The following is an 18,483-nucleotide window of genomic DNA, read 5'->3' as shown; positions in this document are numbered from 1 at the left end:
ATTATTGGAGCGCAACCTTACCGCCGTCTGACGCCAAACTGACTCGAAGCTTACGCCGCTAGGGAATTACCCTCGGCTTTCGCATGAATTTGAACGTATTTCGCGTGTTTTCGTCACGCATGAGGGTTTTCGATAGGCCCATCGGCGAGCGGTAACGTGACCCGGATGAGTGTGCCGGTCGCTTCGGGATGCTGCGCATCGACATGGTCGAGTACGCTCACGTCGCCGCGATGGATCTGCACGATCTCGCGCACGATCGCCAACCCCAGACCGCTGCCGTCACTGTCGCTGCCAAGAATTCGATAGAAGCGTTCGAACACGCGCGGGCGTTCCGTCGAAGGAATGCCCGGCCCCGTATCTTCGACCTCGAGATGAACGAAGCCGTCGGACGCCTCGTGCCGCAGACGTACCGTCACCTTGCCGCCAACGGGCGTATAGCGGATCGCGTTATCGATCAGGTTGTTGAGCATCTCGCGCAGCATCACGGGCTGGCCCGACAGATGCACCGGGAACGGCGGCTCCTCGAAACCCAGATCGATGCGCTTGGCAAAGGCGGCCTGAAACCAGTCCTGCATTGCACTGCGGGCCAGCAGGCTGAGGTTGACCGGCGTGAACGCGGCGGCGTCGTTCGCGCTGTTCTCCGCTCGCGCAAGCGCGAGCAACTGGTTGACGAGCCGGGCGGCCTGCTCGGAGCTAACCGCGATTTGCGAGAGGGAGCGACGCAGCTCATCCGGCGAGGTCTGACGCAATGCCAGTTCGGCCTGCATGCGCAGCCCGGCGAGCGGTGTCTTGAGTTGATGCGCGGCATCCGCAATGAAACGTTGCTGCAGCTTCATGTTCTGTTCGAGACGTTCGAGCAGATCGTTGAGCGAATTGACGAGGGGCGCGATCTCCGGGGGCGCCTGACGTGCCTCGAGCGGCGACAGGTCGTCGGGGCGCCGGGCGCGAATGTGTTCCTGCAACGCATGCAACGGCGCGAGGCCACGCGACAGGCCGAACCACACGAGCACGATCGCCAGCGGCAGGATCACGAATTGCGGCAGGATCACGCCCTTGATGATTTCGTTGGCCAGCTGACTACGCTTGTCGAGCGTCTCCGCCACCTGTACGAGCGCCATGCTGCCGGGCGGCTCCATGCGCGGCAGGTCGACATAGGTGAAGGCCACGCGAATGTCGTTGCCTCCCACGGTTTCGTCGCGAAACTGGACCACGCCGGGTTGCGGACGGTCGTCTTCGTGCGGCAGCGGCAGCTCGGCAGTTCCGGCAACGAGTTCCCCCTTTGCACCGAGCACCTGGAAGTAGACGTTGTCCGTGGTGTCGGCGCGCAGCAGATCGCGCGCGGGCATGGGTAGCGTCAGCGTGACCTGGCCGCGATCGGTGTGCACCTGCTGGGCGAGGACGTAGGTGTTGGTCTCGAGTGCCCGATCGAACGGGCCGTTGGCAATCGATTTTGCAACGAGATACGTCACCGCGATGCTCATCGGCCAGAGCAGCAACAGCGGCGCGAGCATCCAGTCGAGAATCTCGCCGAACAGCGAGCGCGGCGGCGGCTCGGCTTCGCGCTCGAGCGGTGCGCCGAATCCGGGGCGCACGAAGGGATCGGCGTAAGGATCGAACGGATCGGCGGCCTCGGGCACAGACGCGTCGTGGTCGGGCGTTGCCTTGTCGCGGCGTGCGGATGCGCGCGGCGCGCCGTGGGACGTCGCGTCCGGGGTCGCTTGCGCGGTGCGATTGGAATGGCGGAAGCTCAGGCGCATCGGACAGGAGGACAAAAGGAGGCGAGACCGAATCCGGGGCCGAAACCGGAAAGGGGCGCTACACCGGGATCGCGGGGATCCGTCGCGAACCCCGCCGCGCCGGGGACGCGGCAACGCCATACACGTCCTTTCCGTCGAGGCCGCACCACGGTCGTCAGGCGGCGGTGGCAGGCGCCGTAGCCGGCTTCTCCAGACAATACCCCAGCCCGCGGATCGTGGCGATACGTACGCCGCTCGGCTCGATTTTCTTGCGCAACCGGTGCATGTACACCTCGATGGCGTTATTGCTCACCTCTTCGCCCCAGCCGCACAGATGATCGACGAGTTGCTCCTTGGAGACGAGCCGGCCTGTACGCAGCAGCAACACCTCGAGCAATTCGAGCTCGCGCGCGGACAGGTCGAGCATCTGCTCATTGATATAGGCGGTGCGCCCGACCTGATCGAAACTGAGCGGCCCGTGACGGATGACGGTCGAGCCGCCGCCGGCACCGCGTCGCGTGAGCGCGCGCACGCGAGCTTCGAGCTCGGCCAGCGCGAACGGCTTCGCCATGTAGTCGTCGGCGCCGAGATCGAGACCTTTGACGCGGGCATCGACACTGTCGGATGCCGTCAGGATCAGCACCGGCAAATGGGAATTGCGGGCGCGCAGCCGGCGCAGCACTTCATGACCGGGCAGGCGGGGCAGGCCGAGATCGAGAATCAGCAGGTCGAACGTCTGGGCGGAGAGTGCGGAGTCGGCCTCGAGCCCTGTCTTGACGTGATCGACGGCGTAGCCCCCCTGGCGCAATGAGCGGGTCAGGGCGTCGGCCAGAATGCTGTCATCCTCTGCGATGAGAATTCGCATGGGCGTGATAGGCTGGTTTAGGCACCGGCGCCTGACGGCAGCGGTGTGTCTCCTGTGATGTTGCGGCGCGTGGTTCGCGGCTTTTTTTGTCGTTTCGGCGTTTTCGGACAACAGGGGCTTGCAAATAGCACTGGTTTTTTATACAGTACCGGCAATCACGCGTCACTCGAGCCGTCTCGCTCATCATATCAAAGGACGATTCATGGAAGAAAGCAAGAAAGGGTCTGCCAATCTGTCGGCCGAGAAAGGCAAGGCGCTTGCCGCCGCCCTCGCGCAGATCGAGAAGCAATTCGGCAAGGGCTCGATCATGCGTCTGGGCGACGGCGAGGTCGAAGCGGACATCCAGGTCGTCTCTACCGGCTCGCTGGGGCTGGACATCGCGCTTGGCGTCGGCGGCTTGCCGCGCGGCCGCGTGATCGAAATCTACGGCCCGGAATCGTCGGGGAAAACCACGCTCACGCTGCAGGTCGTTGCCGAAATGCAGAAGATCGGCGGCACGTGCGCGTTCATTGACGCGGAGCACGCGCTCGACGTTGGCTACGCCAGCAAGCTGGGCGTCTCGGTGCCGGATCTGCTGATCTCGCAGCCGGACACGGGCGAACAGGCACTGGAAATTGCCGACGCCCTGGTGCGTTCGGGCTCCATCGACCTCATCATCATCGACTCGGTGGCGGCACTGGTGCCGAAGGCCGAAATCGAGGGCGAGATGGGCGATTCGTTGCCGGGTCTGCAGGCGCGTCTCATGTCGCAGGCGCTGCGCAAGCTGACCGGCACGATCAAGCGCACGAACTGCACGGTGATCTTCATCAACCAGATCCGCATGAAGATCGGTGTGATGTTCGGTAACCCGGAAACGACCACGGGGGGCAACGCGCTGAAGTTCTACTCGTCGGTACGCCTGGATATCCGCCGTATCGGCTCGATCAAGAAGGGCGACGAGGTGGTCGGCAACGAAACCCGCGTCAAGGTCGTGAAGAACAAGGTCTCGCCGCCGTTCCGCGAGGCAATTTTCGACATTCTCTACGGCCAGGGTATTTCGCGCGAAGGCGAGATCATCGATCTGGGCGTGAATGCAAAGATCGTCGAAAAGGCCGGTGCCTGGTACAGCTACAACGGTGAGAAGATCGGTCAGGGCAAGGACAACGCACGTGAGTTCCTGCGCGAAAATCCGGATATCGCCCATGAGATCGAGAACAAGGTTCGTGCATCGCTTGGCGTGACGGCGATCAACGAGACCGGCGAGATCGAAGCAGACGACGAGGCCTAAGCCTCCTCGGACGAAACGGCAACGCGTCGCCATGCGGCTTCGCGTTGCCGTTTTTTCTTTTCTGACTGCGTTCGCGAGATTTGCGCGACGATGAGCTCATGATTCAGCGACGTCCTCCCCGAGATCCGAACGCTGCGCCGCCGCCCCCCGGCGACGAAGCCGTTGCGGCAAAGCCGTCGCGCAAACCCGTGCTGAGCCTCAAGGGGCGCGCGCTGTCGTACCTCGCGCGTCGCGAATACAGCCGTGCGGAGTTGCGCCGCAAGCTGGCGCCTTATGCCGATGCGGAAGATCCCGAAGCACTCGATCGCCTGCTCGACAGCCTGGAGCACGAGCGGTGGCTATCCAACGAGCGGTTCGCGGAAAGCGTGGTGAACCGACGCGCGTCGCGTCTGGGTACGACGCGTATCGTCGGCGAGCTCAAGCAACATCAGGTCGATCCCGAGACGGTCGCCACGCTCACCGAGCAGCTCCGCGCCACGGAACTCGCCCGCGCCCGCGCCGTGTGGCAGAAGAAGTTCGGTGAAGTCGCCGCGACCCCGGAAGCTCGGGCCAAGCAAATGCGGTTTCTGGCCGCAAGGGGCTTTTCAAGTACCGTTATCAGCAAAATCGTGCGTGGCGCCGACGAGTTTTCGGACGACAGTTGACGCGCGTACCTTCGCTTTCGTCATGAATCGATGGCGATTCATCGGCATTTATCGGCAATAGGCGAGCGCGGTGCATTGCTTCACAACCCGTATGAAGGCTGACATGACGACGACATGAAACTCGCGTGACGCGTCGTGCCTCGCTTATCGCGATATGGCGTTGCACCATGCGTGCGTCTCCCCGCCAATTTTGATAAACCGACCGATGGGTCGGCGAATTCCCCCTTATGCAGCGGGCTTCTGCTGCGCTGCGGCAGGACACGTCGCCGCCTATGCTAGAATCAAGATCTTTCCGCGTTCATGCATTGCACACTCTCGCATGCCGCTCTCTGAGCCCGCCCCTCGTACCCTGCGTCATCGCCGCACGATCGCTGTCGAAGCGTATTCGCGCGACGACGGCCTATGGGACATCGAAGCCCGCCTGACCGATCACAAGGATCGGGACTTTGCATTGGCGACGGGGCTTCGCAAGGAGGGCACGCCGATTCACGAGCTCTGGCTGCGTGTGACGATCGACGAGGATTTCGAGGTGCGTGACGCCGAAGCCGTCTCCGATTGGGTGCCATATCCCGGCATTTGCGACCGGATCGGCCCGGATTACCGTCAGTTGATTGGCCTGAACCTGCGACGCGGCTTTCGCCATGCGGTTCGCGAGCGCCTTGGCGGCGCGGCGGGTTGTACGCATCTGACCGAACTTTGCAGTGTCCTGCCCACGGCAGCGATTCAGGCCTTTGCCGGCGTGGTGATTCACACGCCCGACACGGCGCTCAAGGCCGCCAACGACGCGCAGGCGTCGGCCCCTCCTTTCCAACTCGGACATTGCCACGCCCTTCGGTTTGATGGCGAGGCAGTGCGCCGGTTTTACCCGCGCTGGTTCAACGGCCGCGCAAACGATCGAGCGAACGAGCCCACGACGCCCGTCACAACAGAAGCGGTGCGCGATGGTGCCTCGACTCGCAAGCTCGAACCCAAACTTCCAACTCAGCAAGAAGGGAATCACGCATGAAGATTCATGAGTATCAAGGCAAGGAAATCCTCCGGAAATTCGGAGTCGCGGTGCCCCGCGGCATTCCGGCGTTTTCCGTGGACGAGGCCGTTAAGGCAGCCGAAGAACTCGGCGGTCCGGTTTGGGTGGTCAAGGCCCAGATTCACGCAGGCGGTCGCGGCAAGGGCGGCGGCGTGAAGGTTGCCAAGTCGATCGAGCAAGTGCGCGAATACGCCGGCCAGATCCTCGGCATGCAACTGGTCACGCACCAGACCGGTCCGGAAGGTCAGAAGGTCAATCGCCTGCTGATCGAAGAAGGCGCCGACATCAAGAACGAACTGTACGTCAGCCTGGTGGTCGACCGCGTCACGCAGAAGATCGTGCTGATGGGTTCGAGCGAAGGCGGCATGGACATCGAAGAAGTCGCCGAAAAGCACCCGGAACTGATCCACAAGGTCATCGTCGAGCCGTCGGTCGGCCTGACCGATGCCCAGGCCGACGACCTGGCCAAGAAGATCGGCATCCCCGACGCCTCGATCCCGCAAGCCCGCACGATCCTGCAGGGTCTGTACAAGGCCTTCTGGGAAACGGACGCGTCGCTGGCCGAAATCAACCCGCTGAACGTGAGCAGCAACGGCACGGTCACCGCGCTGGACGCCAAGTTCAACTTCGACTCGAACGCCCTGTACCGTCACCCGGAAATCGTGGCCTACCGCGATCTGGATGAAGAAGATCCGGCGGAAGTCGAAGCCTCGAAGTTCGATCTGGCCTACATCTCGCTGGACGGCAACATCGGCTGCCTGGTGAACGGCGCCGGTCTGGCCATGGCCACGATGGACACCATCAAGCTGTTCGGCGGCGAACCGGCGAACTTCCTGGACGTGGGCGGTGGCGCCACGACGGAGAAGGTCACCGAAGCGTTCAAGATCATGCTGAAGAACCCGAACCTGACCGCCATTCTGGTCAACATCTTCGGCGGCATCATGCGTTGCGACGTGATCGCCGAAGGCGTGATCGCAGCCTCGAAGGCCGTTTCCCTGAAGGTGCCGCTGGTCGTGCGCATGAAGGGCACGAACGAGGACCTGGGCAAGAAGATGCTCGCCGAATCCGGCCTGCCGATCATTTCTGCGGACAGCATGGAAGAAGCTGCCCAGAAGGTTGTCGCGGCCGCCGCAGGCAAGTAACCAGAACAGTCGAAGCCTGACGCGGTGCGCCGCCCCGAGGGGTGGGCGTACGCCGGGCAACCAGACGAAGGAAATCAAGCAATGTCGATTCTGATCAACAAAGACACCAAGGTCATCACCCAGGGTATCACTGGCAAAACCGGCCAGTTCCATACCCGCATGTGCCGCGAATACGCGAACGGCAAGAACGCGTTCGTCGCGGGCGTGAACCCGAAGAAGGCTGGCGAAGACTTCGAAGGCATTCCCATTTTCGGTTCGGTCAAGGACGCCAAGGCGCAAACCGGCGCCACCGTGTCGGTGATCTACGTGCCGCCCGCGGGCGCTGCCGCCGCCATCTGGGAAGCCGTTGAGGCCGATCTGGACCTGGCGATCTGTATCACGGAAGGGATTCCCGTTCGCGACATGATCGAAGTGAAGGACCGCATGCGCCGCGAAGGTCGCAAGACCCTGCTGCTCGGCCCGAACTGCCCGGGCGTGATCACGCCGGACGAACTGAAGATCGGCATCATGCCGGGTCACATCCACAAGAAGGGTCGCATCGGCGTGGTCTCGCGCTCGGGCACCCTGACATACGAAGCCGTCGGTCAATTGACCGCGCTGGGTCTGGGCCAGTCGAGCGCCGTCGGTATCGGTGGCGACCCGATCAACGGTCTGAAGCACATCGACGTCATGAAGATGTTCAACGACGATCCGGAAACGGACGCCGTGATCATGATCGGTGAAATCGGCGGTCCGGACGAAGCCAATGCGGCCGAGTGGATCAAGGACAACATGAAGAAGCCGGTCGTCGGCTTCATCGCAGGCGTGACGGCGCCTCCGGGCAAGCGCATGGGCCACGCCGGCGCGCTGATCTCGGGCGGTGCCGATACGGCCGAAGCCAAGCTGGAAATCATGGATGCCTGCGGCATCAAGGTGACCCGCAACCCGTCGGAAATGGGTCGTCTGCTCAAGTCGATCCTGTAATTTCCGCTGGATGGCCGAAGTACGGTTGCCGGAACCGGCAGCCGCGCCGTCGGTCAGGAAAAAGGGAGCCCGGAGCATCGGGCTCCCTTTTTTGCTTTGACGTTTTTCAGACGGCACGCGGAAATTGCGTGAGCCGTTTCGCCGGCGCCCTGCGCCGCATGGGTCGCATCCGTTTTATTCGTTCCCAAGGAAAATCTCGCAATGCTTGAGTTTTTTGCCGAGCTGAACTGGGCCGCGGTCCTGCAGATCATCATGATCGACATCCTGCTGGGTGGCGACAATGCGGTGGTGATCGCGCTGGCCTGCCGCAACCTGCCGGCCAAACAACGACTGCAAGGCATTGTCTGGGGCACCGCTGGCGCGATCGTGCTGCGCGTGGTGCTGATCGCATTCGCCGTGACACTGCTCGCCGTGCCGTACCTCAAGGCATTGGGCGGCCTGCTGCTGCTCTGGATCGGCATCAAGCTGCTGGTGCCCGACCCGGATGCCCACGACAGCGTGAAGCCCGCCGACAAGCTGTGGACGGCGGTGAAGACCATCATCGTCGCCGATCTCGTCATGAGCATCGACAACGTGATCGCCATTGCCGGCGCCGCCGAAGGCGCGGCGGGGCATCACCAGTTGCCGCTGGTCATCTTCGGCCTGCTCGTGAGCATTCCGCTCATCGTCTGGGGCTCGCAACTGGTGCTCAAGGCGCTGGACCGCTTTCCGTTCATCGTCCTCGTCGGCGCCGCGCTGCTCGGCTGGATAGCCGGCGGGCTGATCGTCTCCGACCCCGGCATCGGTCATTGGCTCCATCTGCCGGGTGACGCCGGCGAATACACCCACTACGTGGGGGCGACTCTCGGCGCCGCGCTGGTGGCGATCGTGGGCCTCGCACTCAAGCGTCGCAGCGAGGCTCGCCAGGCGCGTGCAACCTCTTCCGAATAATCGGGTCCATTGCGAGACCGCTGCTTTTTGCGGTGGATATGACGGGGGAATCGCGCCCCGTCCGGGCCGGTCCGGGCGAAGCCCCGGTCGGGAATCCGGACAACGTTTCGGACGAATCGTCGTCTGTCTGGATCAGACGATTCTGCCCAGCCATGCGGCGCCGCCCGATTTGATCTGTGGCAGGGCGCTGGCCGACGGGGGTATGGCATACTCCGCCCACTTCCCCCCCGAAGTCCCTTTTGTTTTCATTGCTTTCGCAGGGAGTTACACAATGCGTCGTTTCGGCCACCGGACTACCGGTCTCGCCAAATCCCGGGGATTCACCCTGATCGAGCTGATGATCGTGCTGGCGATCATCGGCGTGTTGGTCACGGCAGGGGTTCCGTATCTGCAAAACTACCTGGTGCGTGCGCGTGTCGTCGAGGGACTGGGCGCGGCAGCGTCGGCCAAGGCGCTCGTGAGCGAGAACGCCATGCATGGCGCGCCGTTCAATAGCGGCTGGCAAGCGCCGAGTGCGACCGATAACGTGAACGCCGTGACCATCGACTCGGTGAGCGGCAACGTCACGGTCGCCTACACCCAGCGCGCTGGCGACGGTGCTCTGGTGCTGGTGCCCACGAGCGCCGGTCCCGACGGCAAGCCCATGGCGCTGACGGTCGGCAAGGCGCCTGAAGGTCAGATCGTCTGGACGTGTTACGCACAAGGTCGTGAAGGCGCGCCGGGCGGTGCCACGCTGCCCGCCAAGCTCGCGCCCCCCGAGTGCCGAGGCGCGGCGACCCAGCGGGGCGCCTGACGAACGGGAAAATGGCTGCCCCCGGGCGGCCATTTTTCGTTATGCTTGCGCATCTTCCAACCGGTGCACCGCACGGCGGCGATCTTGTTTCCTCCTCTGCTTCTATCGTTGATCGGGCTCACGCTCGCCCTGATCTGGGCTCTGCCCTATAACCTCGTCAAGCACACGTACCCGATCTCCACCTTTTACTCGGAGTCGTTGGCTTTTTCATTGTTTGCGTGCCTCGGTGTGCTGTCGATGATTGCCGTATGGCGGCGCGACGCACGTGCGCTGCGCATGCCGCGCGTGAGCTGGATGCCGCTCGCGTTCATCGCGGTGATTCTCGTGCAGCGCGCCATCATGCCGACCGAGCTGCCGCAGTTGATGCTGACGGCCCTGCTCTACGGCGTGGGCATGATTGTCGCGGTCAGTACCGGATTCTGGCTGGCGCAGCTAGGTTGGCGCGGTGTGCTCATGCGCTGGAGTGCGGCAGCGCTCACGCTTGGCGGACTGTACGCGGTAGGCGCGCAACTGGTACAGGCGTTTCATCTCGAGGCGCATGTGCCGTGGCTGGTCGCCAAGTACACCGTGACGGTCGCACGGCGCCTGTTCGGCAACATGTACCAGCCGAATCATCTGGCAACGTATCTGTCGCTCGCCAGCGCCGGCGCGTTCTACTTGTGGTATCTGCGCAAGTTGCCTGCATGGGCCTGGGTGATCGTTTGCGCGGCGTTCGACGTCGGCATCTGCCTGACCGGCTCGCGCACGCCTTGGTTGCAGCTGACGTTGCTGTCGGCGTTCGGCGCGTGGATGGTGTGGGCGGAGCGGACCGATCCGGCGCGCTCCATGCGCCGTTCCATGCGATGGTTCGTGCCGCTGGCGATCCTGCCGCTGCTCGCGTTGATGACGATGTTCGTCGGTTGGGCAAACGTGGCTTGGGGATGGCAGCTCGACGGTAGCGCAGTCGCGCGTATGCATCAGGCGGGTCAGGTGACCGGACGGCTGAACCTCTGGGAATATGGATTCGCGATTTTCCGGGAGCACTGGTTGCTGGGGGCCGGTTGGTCGAACTACATCGATGCGCAGTTCGCCCTGGTCGACAAGCTCGGTCCGGTCGAAATGGCGGACAACGCCCATAATGTGCTGCTCGACTTGCTCGCGAAGACCGGCGTCATCGGCACGCTGGCGGTGCTCGTGCCGCTTGCGTTCTGGTTCGCGCGTGCCGTGCGCGAGGTCCGCACTGCGCCGATCGCGCTTGCGTTCGTGCTGCTCGGCATGCTGGCCATCCATGCGATGCTCGAATATCCGCAGCATTACGCGTTCTTCCTGCTACCCGCCCTGTTCCTGCTGGGGCTGTGCGATACCAGGGCGATCGACAACGTGTCGCCGACCGCGACGGCGGCCATCAACGGTGTGATCGTGCTTTTCGCGTGCGTGGCGATTCCGTGGCTGATCGGTGACTATCAGCGTGTCGAAGTCGCCTATCGGGCAGGCAAGATCGACACGTACCGCACCGATCCGGCGCTTTTCTTCGCGCCATACGGCGACTATGCGGTCACCGGCGCGCTGTATCTCGATCGCGACCGTCTCGACGAGAAGCTGGCCGCGCACCGTGAGGCGCTGGCACTGGGCGCGGGGCCCACGATGATCAAGCGCTACATCGTGTTGCTCGCGCTCGCGGGGCGCGATGACGAGGCGCTGCGCGATATTCAGCGGCTCAAGAACTACAACTCGGCGATCTTTCCGGGACAATATGCCGCGCTGATTCGCATGTTGCGCGAACAGGGCGATGACTTGAAGCCGTTCGTCAAACGCGTGATCAAGGTGTGGGGACGCCCGAAGGGAGAATCGAACGACGCGAGCGACGATGCCTGAGCGCGCTGCGGGATGCCCCGCGTCGGGATTTTCCCCGCGCGCGTAATGCGCTGACCGTCCCAACGAGAACGCCCGCGTATTCGCGGGCGTTTTTTGCTTCGCGGCTTTTGTTTCGCGTTGTGCGCGGCGTGCGGCGACGACACCCGGCCACTCCCGACCCGCCTCGCGCCCGGTGCCCCGACGCTCAGGCGTCACGGGCGAAGGCGTTCAACCCTCAGGCATCGGGCGCGGCGTCGTCCTGTCCGTTCTCGTCGCCGCGCGCCCAGAAGAAGCGGTCGGGGAAGTGGCGTCCCATTCCAGGGCGGAACGCGTTCTCCAGCACCTGTTGCAGGTATTCCTGCGCTTCGCGCACGGCTTCCGGGACGGCCAGGCCATTGGCAAGCATGGCGGTAACGGCGGCGGCGAGCGTGTCGATGGCGCCGGCCACGTTATGCGCCGGGCGGTCCCAAGCATCTTCGCGGATGATGCCGCCATCCGAATACAGCGTGTGGGTGAATTGCGGCGCGTTGTTGTCGCTCACGAGCACGAACTCGCAGCCGTTTTCCAGCAGGACCGATACGGCTTCGTCGAGCGACAGATTCTCGTTTTCCGTGATCGTCTGCGCGAGCGACACCGCGCTGGCCGGACTCACGACGAGCACACTGGCCTGCGGCACGAGCAAGCTGGCCGTCGCCTCGCGCAGTTCGTCGGCCGAGAGCAGATGCTCGCCGGCCAGCCCGAAGTCGGGCGCGACCACGAGCGGCGTTTCGTCGTAGTCGGCCACGATTTCGGCAATGGCCGCCACATTTTCGGCGTTCACCGCGCTGCCGACCTTGAAGGCGGCCACCGGCATGTCTTCGAGCAGCATGCGCGCCTGGTCGGCGATCCAGTCCGGGTCGATCGGCTGCACCTCGTCGCAGGTGCGCGAGTCTTGCGACGAATAGCCGGTCAGCACCGAGACGCCATAGCCGCCCATGCTCGCAAAGGTGAGCAGGTCGGCTTGGACGCCGGTCGCCGAAGTGGGATCGGACAGGCCGAAGGTCAGCAGAATGGGAGGGGATTCGATGTGCATGGATGCAGGATAGACGGCGATCTGGTCAGGCTTGGGGTTCGTTGGTACCATCACGCCTTAAATGCCCGTTTCGGAGCGCTGGCAAGCGCCGTGGGCCTGGCCCGCCGGACAATGCACCGGCTGGGTTCCCACAACACCGCGCGACCTCGTCGCCGGGACCCGAAGCGGTTGACAAGTCATTGTAACGGAACGCCCGTCGCTGAAGAAAGCATGGAATACAAGAGCTGGATGTGCCTCATTTGTGGTTGGATTTACGACGAAGAGGCCGGACTGCCCGACGAGGGCATCGCACCCGGAACGCGTTGGGAAGACGTGCCCATCAACTGGACCTGTCCCGAGTGCGGCGCGCGAAAGGAAGATTTCGAGATGGTGCAGATCTGAGGACGCACCGAGACCGGTCGCACGCCCAGGAGATGGCCCATGGTGACGCCGCAATCGCCGTCCGAAACGTTCGGTATGTCCGACAAGCCTGACACGCCCGACAGCTTCGATACGTCCGATGCCTTCGGCATGGCTGCCATGTCCCGCACACCGGACGTCGCCAACATGGCCAACGTTCCCGACAACGCCGTCACCGCCGCGGGTTCGGCAGCGCGGGAGACGCGCGACCTGCCGCTTTGGCGGCTACCCGAGGTGGCGGACGCGCTGACCGAGGCCTCCGACGCCTGGTCGCACGGCCCCGAGGCGGCGCTCGGGCCGCTGCGGCGCGCCAACCGTTTGCTCCAGTCCAGCGGTCATGCCGACTGGGCGTTGCAGGGCGAGCGGCTCGTTCAGGCGATCGCGGAGGCGGCCTACGGGCAGCCGGGCGCGCAGGACTCCGCGCAGCGCAACGCGTTGCGTCAGTTCGAGCGCGAGATCTGGCAAGCGGGCGTAGCGCCCGTGGCGTCTTCTGGCACGGGCGACGCGGGTGCCGTCGCCGAAACCTGGCCGGGTGCGCCCACGCCTGGCGAGCTACGGATGGCGGGCTGGACGATCGCTCAGCCGCGGTTGCACGGCCTTCCGGCGGGCACCGCGCCTCTGCGGGCGGACGTCGAGCGTGTGCTGTTGCGACTGCTGCGCCCCGATGCGGACGTTGTGGATACCACGGCGGCGCTGGGCCAACTGGCCGATCTGGCCGCCGATTTGCACCGTGCCGGCGCGACCGCGCCCCTCGATTACTGGCGGCTTGCCGCCGCATGGCTGCGTTTCGCGCGCGCACCGCTCAGTCTGGCGGACAAGCGGCAGATCGGGCGCATGAACATGGCGCTGCGCAAACAGTTGGCGCCACCTGCCGCCACGGGCGCCGCGTCGCCGGGCAGTGCCGTCGCAGCGTCCGAGGCTCGTCAAGGCGGCAAGGCGACGACCGATGCGATTCCCGGTCACGATCTGCTCGAGGCACTGGCCACGTGGCACGCCCAGGCACCCGACAGCTGGCTCGGCACGCTATTGACCGATTTCGGGGTGCTCCGCCGCCCGGGCCATCTTCCCGAGCTGCTGGCCGATGCCGCGCAAGCGGCGCAAAAGCAGGGCGTGGGCAACAGTTCGCGCGATTGGCTGCGCATTGGACCGCTCGCGGTACGTCAGGACGTGTGCCAGACCTTCCTGAGTCTGGCGGACGAGGCGCTTCCGAATCTGAACGATCCGGCGGTCGCGGCGAAGGTTGCCGAATATTCGGCAGCCATCGGGCTTGCGCCCGTCGCGCGGCTTGCGGCGGCCGTGGCCGCCACCGGCGAACGCCTGGCGGCGTCGCCCCCGGCGGAACCTGGCGGCCCGGCGGCGCTGGCGATGACGGTCAAGGCGCTGCGCGGCATGCTGCATCAGTTCGCCGCGGACACCTACCCCGAAGCGCGCCCCGATCTGATCGCCGAGATGGCGATGTGGCGCGAACGTGCGCTGGACGCCAGCGTGTTCGGACAGAGGCTCGTCACCGGGCGCGACGTTCCGTGATAAAGTCGGCGAAAAGGCTGCCGTTGGCGGCCGATGGCCGTATCACGATGCGGAAAAAGTGCGTCTGCTGACCCGCCGCGGCCCGCGGCACCGGACGGCAGACCGTCAAACCGGTTCCGACAAACTCTGGCCCTATGCCGAACGACCGTATCAATCTCACGAATCAGTTTCTCATCGCCATGCCGGGCATGGCCGATCCGACCTTTTCCGGCACCGTCGTCTATCTGTGCGAGCACAGCGAGAAGGGGGCGATCGGGCTGGTCATCAACCGTCCCACCGACATCGACCTGCAATCGCTCTTCGAGCGGCTCGACCTCAAACTCGAAATCGATCCGCTGGCCCATCAGCCGGTGTTCTTCGGCGGTCCGGTGCAGACCGAGCGCGGCTTCGTGCTGCATGAGGCCACGGGCGCGTCGTACAGTTCGTCGCTGTCGGTGCCGGGCGGTCTGGAGATGACGACGTCGAAGGACGTGCTCGAAGCCGTGGCCAACGGGCAGGGACCGAACCGTTTCCTGCTCACGCTGGGGCATTCGGGCTGGAGCGCCGGGCAACTGGAAGACGAGATCAGTCGCAACGGCTGGCTCACGGTGGCGGCTGATCCGGGTATCGTGTTCGACGTTCCGCCCGCCGAGCGCTTCGACGCCGCGCTGGCGTTGCTTGGTGTCACGTCGTCGATGCTCTCCGCCGACGCGGGTCACGCATGATGGCTGGCAGCGCCACGGTGCTCGCCTTCGATTACGGCGAGCGCCGGATCGGCGTGGCGATCGGCAATCTCCTGTTGCGCGAGGCCCGCGCGCTCACCGTCGTGGCCAATCTCAACCGCGACGTCCGCTTTGCCGAGATGGGCAAACTCATTGCCGAGTGGCAACCCGAGCGCATCGTCGTCGGGCTGCCGTGCCATCCCGATGGCACGCCGCACGAAATGACGCAGCAGGCCAAACGCTTCGGCAATCAACTCAACGGACGATTCGGCGTGCCCGTATTCTGGGTCGATGAACGTTATTCCTCGGTGGCGGCCGCCGCGGCGCTGGCCGAAGCCGGCGTCAAGGTGTCGCAGAAGACGTCGCTCGACGCCGAGGCCGCCCGCATCATCCTCCAACAGTATTTCGACGAGCATGTGCCTGCCTGATTTCAGCCCGGAGGGTGCGCATGGCTAACGGCATGCTCGGCCGACGCGGTCACCCGCAACTCAACCGAAACGGCGAACTGAAGCATCTGCTCACGGTCGAGGGCCTGCCCCGCGCCGTGCTCATGCATATCCTCGACACGGCCACGCAGTTCGTCGGCGTGAACGATGCCGACGTCAAGAAAGTGCCGCTGCTGCGCGGCAAATCGGTCTTCAACCTGTTCTTCGAGAACTCGACGCGCACGCGCACCACGTTCGAGATCGCGGCCGCTCGGCTTTCGGCGGATGTGCTGAATCTGAACATCAACGCGTCGTCGACGAGCAAGGGCGAGACGTTGCTCGACACCATCGGTAATCTGTCGGCCATGCATGCGGACCTGTTCGTCGTGCGTCACGCGCAATCGGGGGCACCGTACCTGATCGCCGAACACTGCGCGCCGCACGTGCACGTGATCAACGCGGGCGACGGCCGTCACGCGCACCCGACGCAGGGCCTGCTCGACATGTACACGATTCGCCACCACAAGGGCGAATTCCAGAATCTGACGGTCGCGATCGTGGGCGACATCCTGCATTCGCGCGTGGCGCGATCGGACATTCATGCACTCACCACCCTGGGTGTGCCCGAAGTGCGGGCCATCGGTCCGCGTACGCTGCTGCCCGAGGGGCTCGAGCAGCTTGGCGTGCGTGTGTTTCACGATATGGACGAAGGGCTGCGCGACGTGGACGTGATCATCATGCTGCGTTTGCAGAACGAGCGCATGAGCGGCGCGTTGCTGCCATCCGCCGCCGAGTATTTCCACTACTACGGGCTGACGCCCGAGCGACTGGCGCTGGCCAGGCCCGACGCCATCGTGATGCACCCGGGCCCGATGAACCGGGGCGTGGAGATCGATTCGGCGGTCGCCGACGGACCGCAGTCGGTCATTCTCGAGCAAGTGTCGTTCGGCATTGCCGTGCGCATGGCGGTAATGAGCATCGTTGCCGCAAACCACGGGTGAACGCGCCATGAAACTGCATCTGAAGGGCGGCCGCGTCATCGATCCCGCGACGCGGACCGATCAAAAGCAGGACGTTTTCATTGCCGACGGTGCCATCGCATCGATGGGAGCGCCGCCAGCGGATTTCACGGCCGATCGCGTCATCGATGCGACGGGGCGTGTCGTGATGCCCGGCCTGGTCGATCTGTGCGCACGAGGTGTCACCACGGCGTGCGAGGCCGCGGCGGCGCTTGCGGGTGGCGTCACGCGCACGGTCTGCCCGCCCGATACCGATCCGGTGCTCGACGAACCTGAGCTCGTGGAGATGTTGCAACTGCGCGCGGATGCCGCCCATCGGGCACATGCGCATCCGCCGGTGCATCCCCTGGGGGCCCTCACGATCGGGCTCGCGGGACATGAGCTCACCGAGATGGCCCAACTCACCCGGGCCGGTTGTATCGGCCTGTCGCAGGCGAACGCGCCGATCGCGGACAACCGGACCCTGCTGCGCGCATTGCAGTACGCGGGGACTTTCGGGCTGACAGTCTGGCTGCGTGCGCAGGACGCGGCGCTGGCGGAGGGCGGTGTCGCCGCCAGCGGGGCGGTGGCGTCGCGGCTCGGACTGGCGGGCATTCCCGTCGCGGCGGAGACGATCGCGCTTCACACCATTCTCGAACTGGTGCGGGTGACCGGCACGCGCGTGCATCTTTGCCGCCTGTCGTCCGCCGCCGGGATAGCACTCGTGCGCGCGGCCAAGGCCGAAGGGTTGCCGGTGACGTGCGACATTGCCGCCCATCATCTTCACCTGACGGACATGGACATCGGGTATTTCGACGCCCAGTACCGACTTGATCCGCCGCTGCGGTCGCAACGCGATCGCGACGCGCTGCGCGACGCCGCGCGTGACGGCACCATCGATGCCATTTGCTCGGACCACACGCCGCTCGGCGCGGACGCGCGTCTCGTGCCATTCGCGCAGGCGCTGCCCGGTGCGAGCGGGCTGGAGCTGCTGTTGTCGCTGGTGGTGAAATGGGCCGACGAGTCGCGCGTGCCGTGGGTCGATGCCCTGGCGCGAGTCACGCATGGGCCGGCACAGCGGCTGGCCTCGGTGGCCCCTGGTGCCGGACGGCTCGCTCCCGGTCTGCCTGCCGACGTGTGCGTCCTTGCCCCGTCGGAGCACTGGACCGTGGCCGCGCGGCAGATGCGCAGTCGCGGTCACAACACCCCATTCTTGGGATACGAATTGCCGGGGCGTGTATGCCTCACGCTGGTCGGTGGCCGCGTGGCGTACGAACGTCCCGCCGTCTAGGATGCGATTGCCGTGCTGTTGATCAAGAAATTACGTCTGGGGCTGCATCTCGTGCGTGGCCTGCTGGTGGCACTGCTGATCTTCCCGTTCCTGTCGGAAGCGGCGAAGCATCGCCGCATCCGCCTGTGGTCGCAGAAGCTGCTGAGACTGTGCGGCATGCGTCTCGAAGTCGAGCAGCACGCGCCCCTGCCCGATTCCGGGGTGATGCTGCTGTGCAATCACGTGTCGTGGATCGACATTTTCGCGATCAATGCGTGGCGTCCGGTTCGCTTCGTGGCCAAGGCGGAGATTCGCCACTGGCCGTTGGTGGGCTGGCTGTGCGTGCAGACGCGGACCATCTTTCTGCAGCGCGAACGCCGCGCGGACGCGCGCCGCATCATGCATTACCTCTCGGACTGTCTGCGCGACGGCGACATCATCACGGTGTTTCCGGAGGGCACGACCACCGACGGACGCAGCCTGCTGCCGTTCCATGCCAATCTGCTTCAGGCGCCGGTCACGACCGGCAAGCCGGTGCAGCCGCTGTGCCTGTTCTATGCGGATGAGGCGAGCGGGCGTCACACCATGGCGCCGGCATATATTGGCGAGACGAGCCTGATCGAGTCGATCGACATGATTCTGCGCGCCCCGCCCATGACGGTGCGACTTTCGGTGGGGGCGCCGCAATATCCGCAGGAAGGGCAGCATCGGCGAGCGTTTGCGCTGGGTGCCCAGAAGGCGGTCGGCGAGGCGTTGCAGGCGTTCCTGCCCGAGGCCGTGCTGCCAGCCAGCGGGTCGGTGGGATCGCGCGATGCGGTGTTTGGCGACGAAGAGGGGGACGCAGCTCAGCCAGCGCGCATCTGATGCGCGCAATCGCGTGATCGCGCGAGG

18 protein-coding genes are annotated in these 18,483 nt (G+C 64.8%); 15 read left to right on the top strand and 3 right to left on the bottom strand.

What is annotated here, in order from left to right:
• Positions 1-113 precede the first annotated feature (113 nt).
• Both PMO31116_RS09015 and PMO31116_RS09010 read right to left on the bottom strand, forming a co-directional pair.
• Positions 114-1,757 carry a sensor histidine kinase gene (locus PMO31116_RS09015; protein WP_246185230.1) on the bottom strand — a complete coding sequence of 548 codons (1,644 nt, stop codon included), beginning with the start codon at positions 1,755-1,757 and terminating at the stop codon, positions 114-116.
• A 154-nt stretch (positions 1,758-1,911) separates the two neighbouring features.
• Entirely contained in the window at positions 1,912-2,601 is a 690-nt protein-coding gene (locus tag PMO31116_RS09010; protein WP_023594262.1) for a response regulator transcription factor, read from the bottom strand.
• A gap of 202 nt (positions 2,602-2,803) precedes the next feature.
• Here PMO31116_RS09010 and recA point away from each other — a divergent pair, with 202 nt between their 5' ends.
• The 8 genes from recA (at position 2,804) to PMO31116_RS08970 (ending at position 11,221) form a co-directional block, all read left to right on the top strand.
• Positions 2,804-3,868 (top strand): recombinase RecA, encoded by a 1,065-nt coding sequence (recA, locus tag PMO31116_RS09005; protein ID WP_150566415.1) that lies wholly within the window; start codon positions 2,804-2,806, stop codon positions 3,866-3,868.
• A gap of 98 nt (positions 3,869-3,966) precedes the next feature.
• On the top strand, positions 3,967-4,512 hold the full coding sequence (gene recX, locus PMO31116_RS09000; protein ID WP_150566414.1) for a recombination regulator RecX: 546 nt from the start codon (positions 3,967-3,969) through the stop codon (positions 4,510-4,512).
• Between the two features lie 319 nt (positions 4,513-4,831).
• Complete coding sequence (locus tag PMO31116_RS08995) at positions 4,832-5,518, top strand: DUF2889 domain-containing protein (protein WP_150566413.1); 687 nt, start codon at positions 4,832-4,834, stop codon at positions 5,516-5,518.
• Positions 5,515-6,681: an ADP-forming succinate--CoA ligase subunit beta gene (gene sucC, locus PMO31116_RS08990; protein ID WP_023594266.1), complete on the top strand. Its 1,167-nt coding sequence runs from the start codon at positions 5,515-5,517 to the stop codon at positions 6,679-6,681. The genes PMO31116_RS08995 and sucC overlap by 4 nt, the downstream gene beginning before the upstream one ends.
• Before the next feature lie 81 nt (positions 6,682-6,762).
• On the top strand, positions 6,763-7,644 hold the full coding sequence (gene sucD, locus PMO31116_RS08985) for a succinate--CoA ligase subunit alpha (RefSeq protein WP_023594267.1): 882 nt from the start codon (positions 6,763-6,765) through the stop codon (positions 7,642-7,644).
• A 201-nt stretch (positions 7,645-7,845) separates the two neighbouring features.
• Positions 7,846-8,574, top strand: coding sequence for a TerC family protein (locus PMO31116_RS08980; RefSeq protein ID WP_150566412.1), 729 nt, complete (start codon positions 7,846-7,848; stop codon positions 8,572-8,574).
• Between the two features lie 271 nt (positions 8,575-8,845).
• Entirely contained in the window at positions 8,846-9,367 is a 522-nt protein-coding gene (locus tag PMO31116_RS08975) for a pilin (protein ID WP_023594269.1), read from the top strand.
• 84 nt (positions 9,368-9,451) lie between these two features.
• Positions 9,452-11,221, top strand: coding sequence for a PglL family O-oligosaccharyltransferase (locus tag PMO31116_RS08970; RefSeq protein ID WP_150566411.1), 1,770 nt, complete (start codon positions 9,452-9,454; stop codon positions 11,219-11,221).
• A 214-nt stretch (positions 11,222-11,435) separates the two neighbouring features.
• Here the strand turns inward: PMO31116_RS08970 and thiD are convergent, their stop codons facing one another.
• Positions 11,436-12,272, bottom strand: coding sequence for a bifunctional hydroxymethylpyrimidine kinase/phosphomethylpyrimidine kinase (thiD, locus tag PMO31116_RS08965; protein WP_150566557.1), 837 nt, complete (start codon positions 12,270-12,272; stop codon positions 11,436-11,438).
• Positions 12,273-12,482: 210 nt separating this feature from the next.
• Here thiD and PMO31116_RS08960 point away from each other — a divergent pair, with 210 nt between their 5' ends.
• The 7 genes from PMO31116_RS08960 to PMO31116_RS08930 all read left to right on the top strand — a co-directional run bounded on the left by PMO31116_RS08960 (position 12,483) and on the right by PMO31116_RS08930 (position 18,456).
• Positions 12,483-12,653 carry a rubredoxin gene (locus PMO31116_RS08960; RefSeq protein WP_006400971.1) on the top strand — a complete coding sequence of 57 codons (171 nt, stop codon included), beginning with the start codon at positions 12,483-12,485 and terminating at the stop codon, positions 12,651-12,653.
• Between the two features lie 39 nt (positions 12,654-12,692).
• A complete protein-coding gene (locus tag PMO31116_RS08955; RefSeq protein WP_150566410.1) occupies positions 12,693-14,198 on the top strand; it encodes a hypothetical protein in 1,506 nt (501 codons plus the stop codon).
• A gap of 134 nt (positions 14,199-14,332) precedes the next feature.
• A complete protein-coding gene (locus PMO31116_RS08950; protein WP_023594273.1) occupies positions 14,333-14,902 on the top strand; it encodes a YqgE/AlgH family protein in 570 nt (189 codons plus the stop codon).
• Positions 14,899-15,327, top strand: coding sequence for a Holliday junction resolvase RuvX (ruvX, locus tag PMO31116_RS08945; RefSeq protein WP_425494784.1), 429 nt, complete (start codon positions 14,899-14,901; stop codon positions 15,325-15,327). The genes PMO31116_RS08950 and ruvX overlap by 4 nt, the downstream gene beginning before the upstream one ends.
• Positions 15,328-15,347: 20 nt before the next feature.
• Entirely contained in the window at positions 15,348-16,325 is a 978-nt protein-coding gene (locus tag PMO31116_RS08940) for an aspartate carbamoyltransferase catalytic subunit (protein ID WP_150566409.1), read from the top strand.
• A 7-nt stretch (positions 16,326-16,332) separates the two neighbouring features.
• On the top strand, positions 16,333-17,613 hold the full coding sequence (locus PMO31116_RS08935; RefSeq protein ID WP_150566408.1) for a dihydroorotase: 1,281 nt from the start codon (positions 16,333-16,335) through the stop codon (positions 17,611-17,613).
• 12 nt (positions 17,614-17,625) lie between these two features.
• Positions 17,626-18,456 (top strand): lysophospholipid acyltransferase family protein, encoded by an 831-nt coding sequence (locus PMO31116_RS08930; RefSeq protein ID WP_150566407.1) that lies wholly within the window; start codon positions 17,626-17,628, stop codon positions 18,454-18,456.
• The last annotated feature ends 27 nt before the right edge of the window (positions 18,457-18,483 follow it).

This window comes from Pandoraea morbifera (genome assembly GCF_902459575.1).
Lineage (GTDB): Bacteria > Pseudomonadota > Gammaproteobacteria > Burkholderiales > Burkholderiaceae > Pandoraea > Pandoraea morbifera.
Note: the sequence above shows the minus strand (reverse complement) of the source record. Positions and strands in the feature narration are given on the sequence as shown.

Excerpts from the sequence above, each read along its gene's own strand:
- PMO31116_RS09015 (WP_246185230.1), bottom strand. The coding sequence starts at position 1,757 with ATGCGCCTGAGCTTCCGCCATTCCAATCGCACCGCGCAAGCGACCCCG.
- PMO31116_RS09010 (WP_023594262.1), bottom strand. The coding sequence starts at position 2,601 with ATGCGAATTCTCATCGCAGAGGATGACAGCATTCTGGCCGACGCCCTG.
- recA (WP_150566415.1), top strand. The coding sequence starts at position 2,804 with ATGGAAGAAAGCAAGAAAGGGTCTGCCAATCTGTCGGCCGAGAAAGGC.
- recX (WP_150566414.1), top strand. The coding sequence starts at position 3,967 with ATGATTCAGCGACGTCCTCCCCGAGATCCGAACGCTGCGCCGCCGCCC.
- PMO31116_RS08995 (WP_150566413.1), top strand. The coding sequence starts at position 4,832 with ATGCCGCTCTCTGAGCCCGCCCCTCGTACCCTGCGTCATCGCCGCACG.
- sucC (WP_023594266.1), top strand. The coding sequence starts at position 5,515 with ATGAAGATTCATGAGTATCAAGGCAAGGAAATCCTCCGGAAATTCGGA.
- sucD (WP_023594267.1), top strand. The coding sequence starts at position 6,763 with ATGTCGATTCTGATCAACAAAGACACCAAGGTCATCACCCAGGGTATC.
- PMO31116_RS08980 (WP_150566412.1), top strand. The coding sequence starts at position 7,846 with ATGCTTGAGTTTTTTGCCGAGCTGAACTGGGCCGCGGTCCTGCAGATC.
- PMO31116_RS08975 (WP_023594269.1), top strand. The coding sequence starts at position 8,846 with ATGCGTCGTTTCGGCCACCGGACTACCGGTCTCGCCAAATCCCGGGGA.
- thiD (WP_150566557.1), bottom strand. The coding sequence starts at position 12,272 with ATGCACATCGAATCCCCTCCCATTCTGCTGACCTTCGGCCTGTCCGAT.
- PMO31116_RS08960 (WP_006400971.1), top strand. The coding sequence starts at position 12,483 with ATGGAATACAAGAGCTGGATGTGCCTCATTTGTGGTTGGATTTACGAC.
- PMO31116_RS08955 (WP_150566410.1), top strand. The coding sequence starts at position 12,693 with ATGGTGACGCCGCAATCGCCGTCCGAAACGTTCGGTATGTCCGACAAG.
- PMO31116_RS08950 (WP_023594273.1), top strand. The coding sequence starts at position 14,333 with ATGCCGAACGACCGTATCAATCTCACGAATCAGTTTCTCATCGCCATG.
- ruvX (WP_425494784.1), top strand. The coding sequence starts at position 14,899 with ATGATGGCTGGCAGCGCCACGGTGCTCGCCTTCGATTACGGCGAGCGC.
- PMO31116_RS08940 (WP_150566409.1), top strand. The coding sequence starts at position 15,348 with ATGGCTAACGGCATGCTCGGCCGACGCGGTCACCCGCAACTCAACCGA.
- PMO31116_RS08935 (WP_150566408.1), top strand. The coding sequence starts at position 16,333 with ATGAAACTGCATCTGAAGGGCGGCCGCGTCATCGATCCCGCGACGCGG.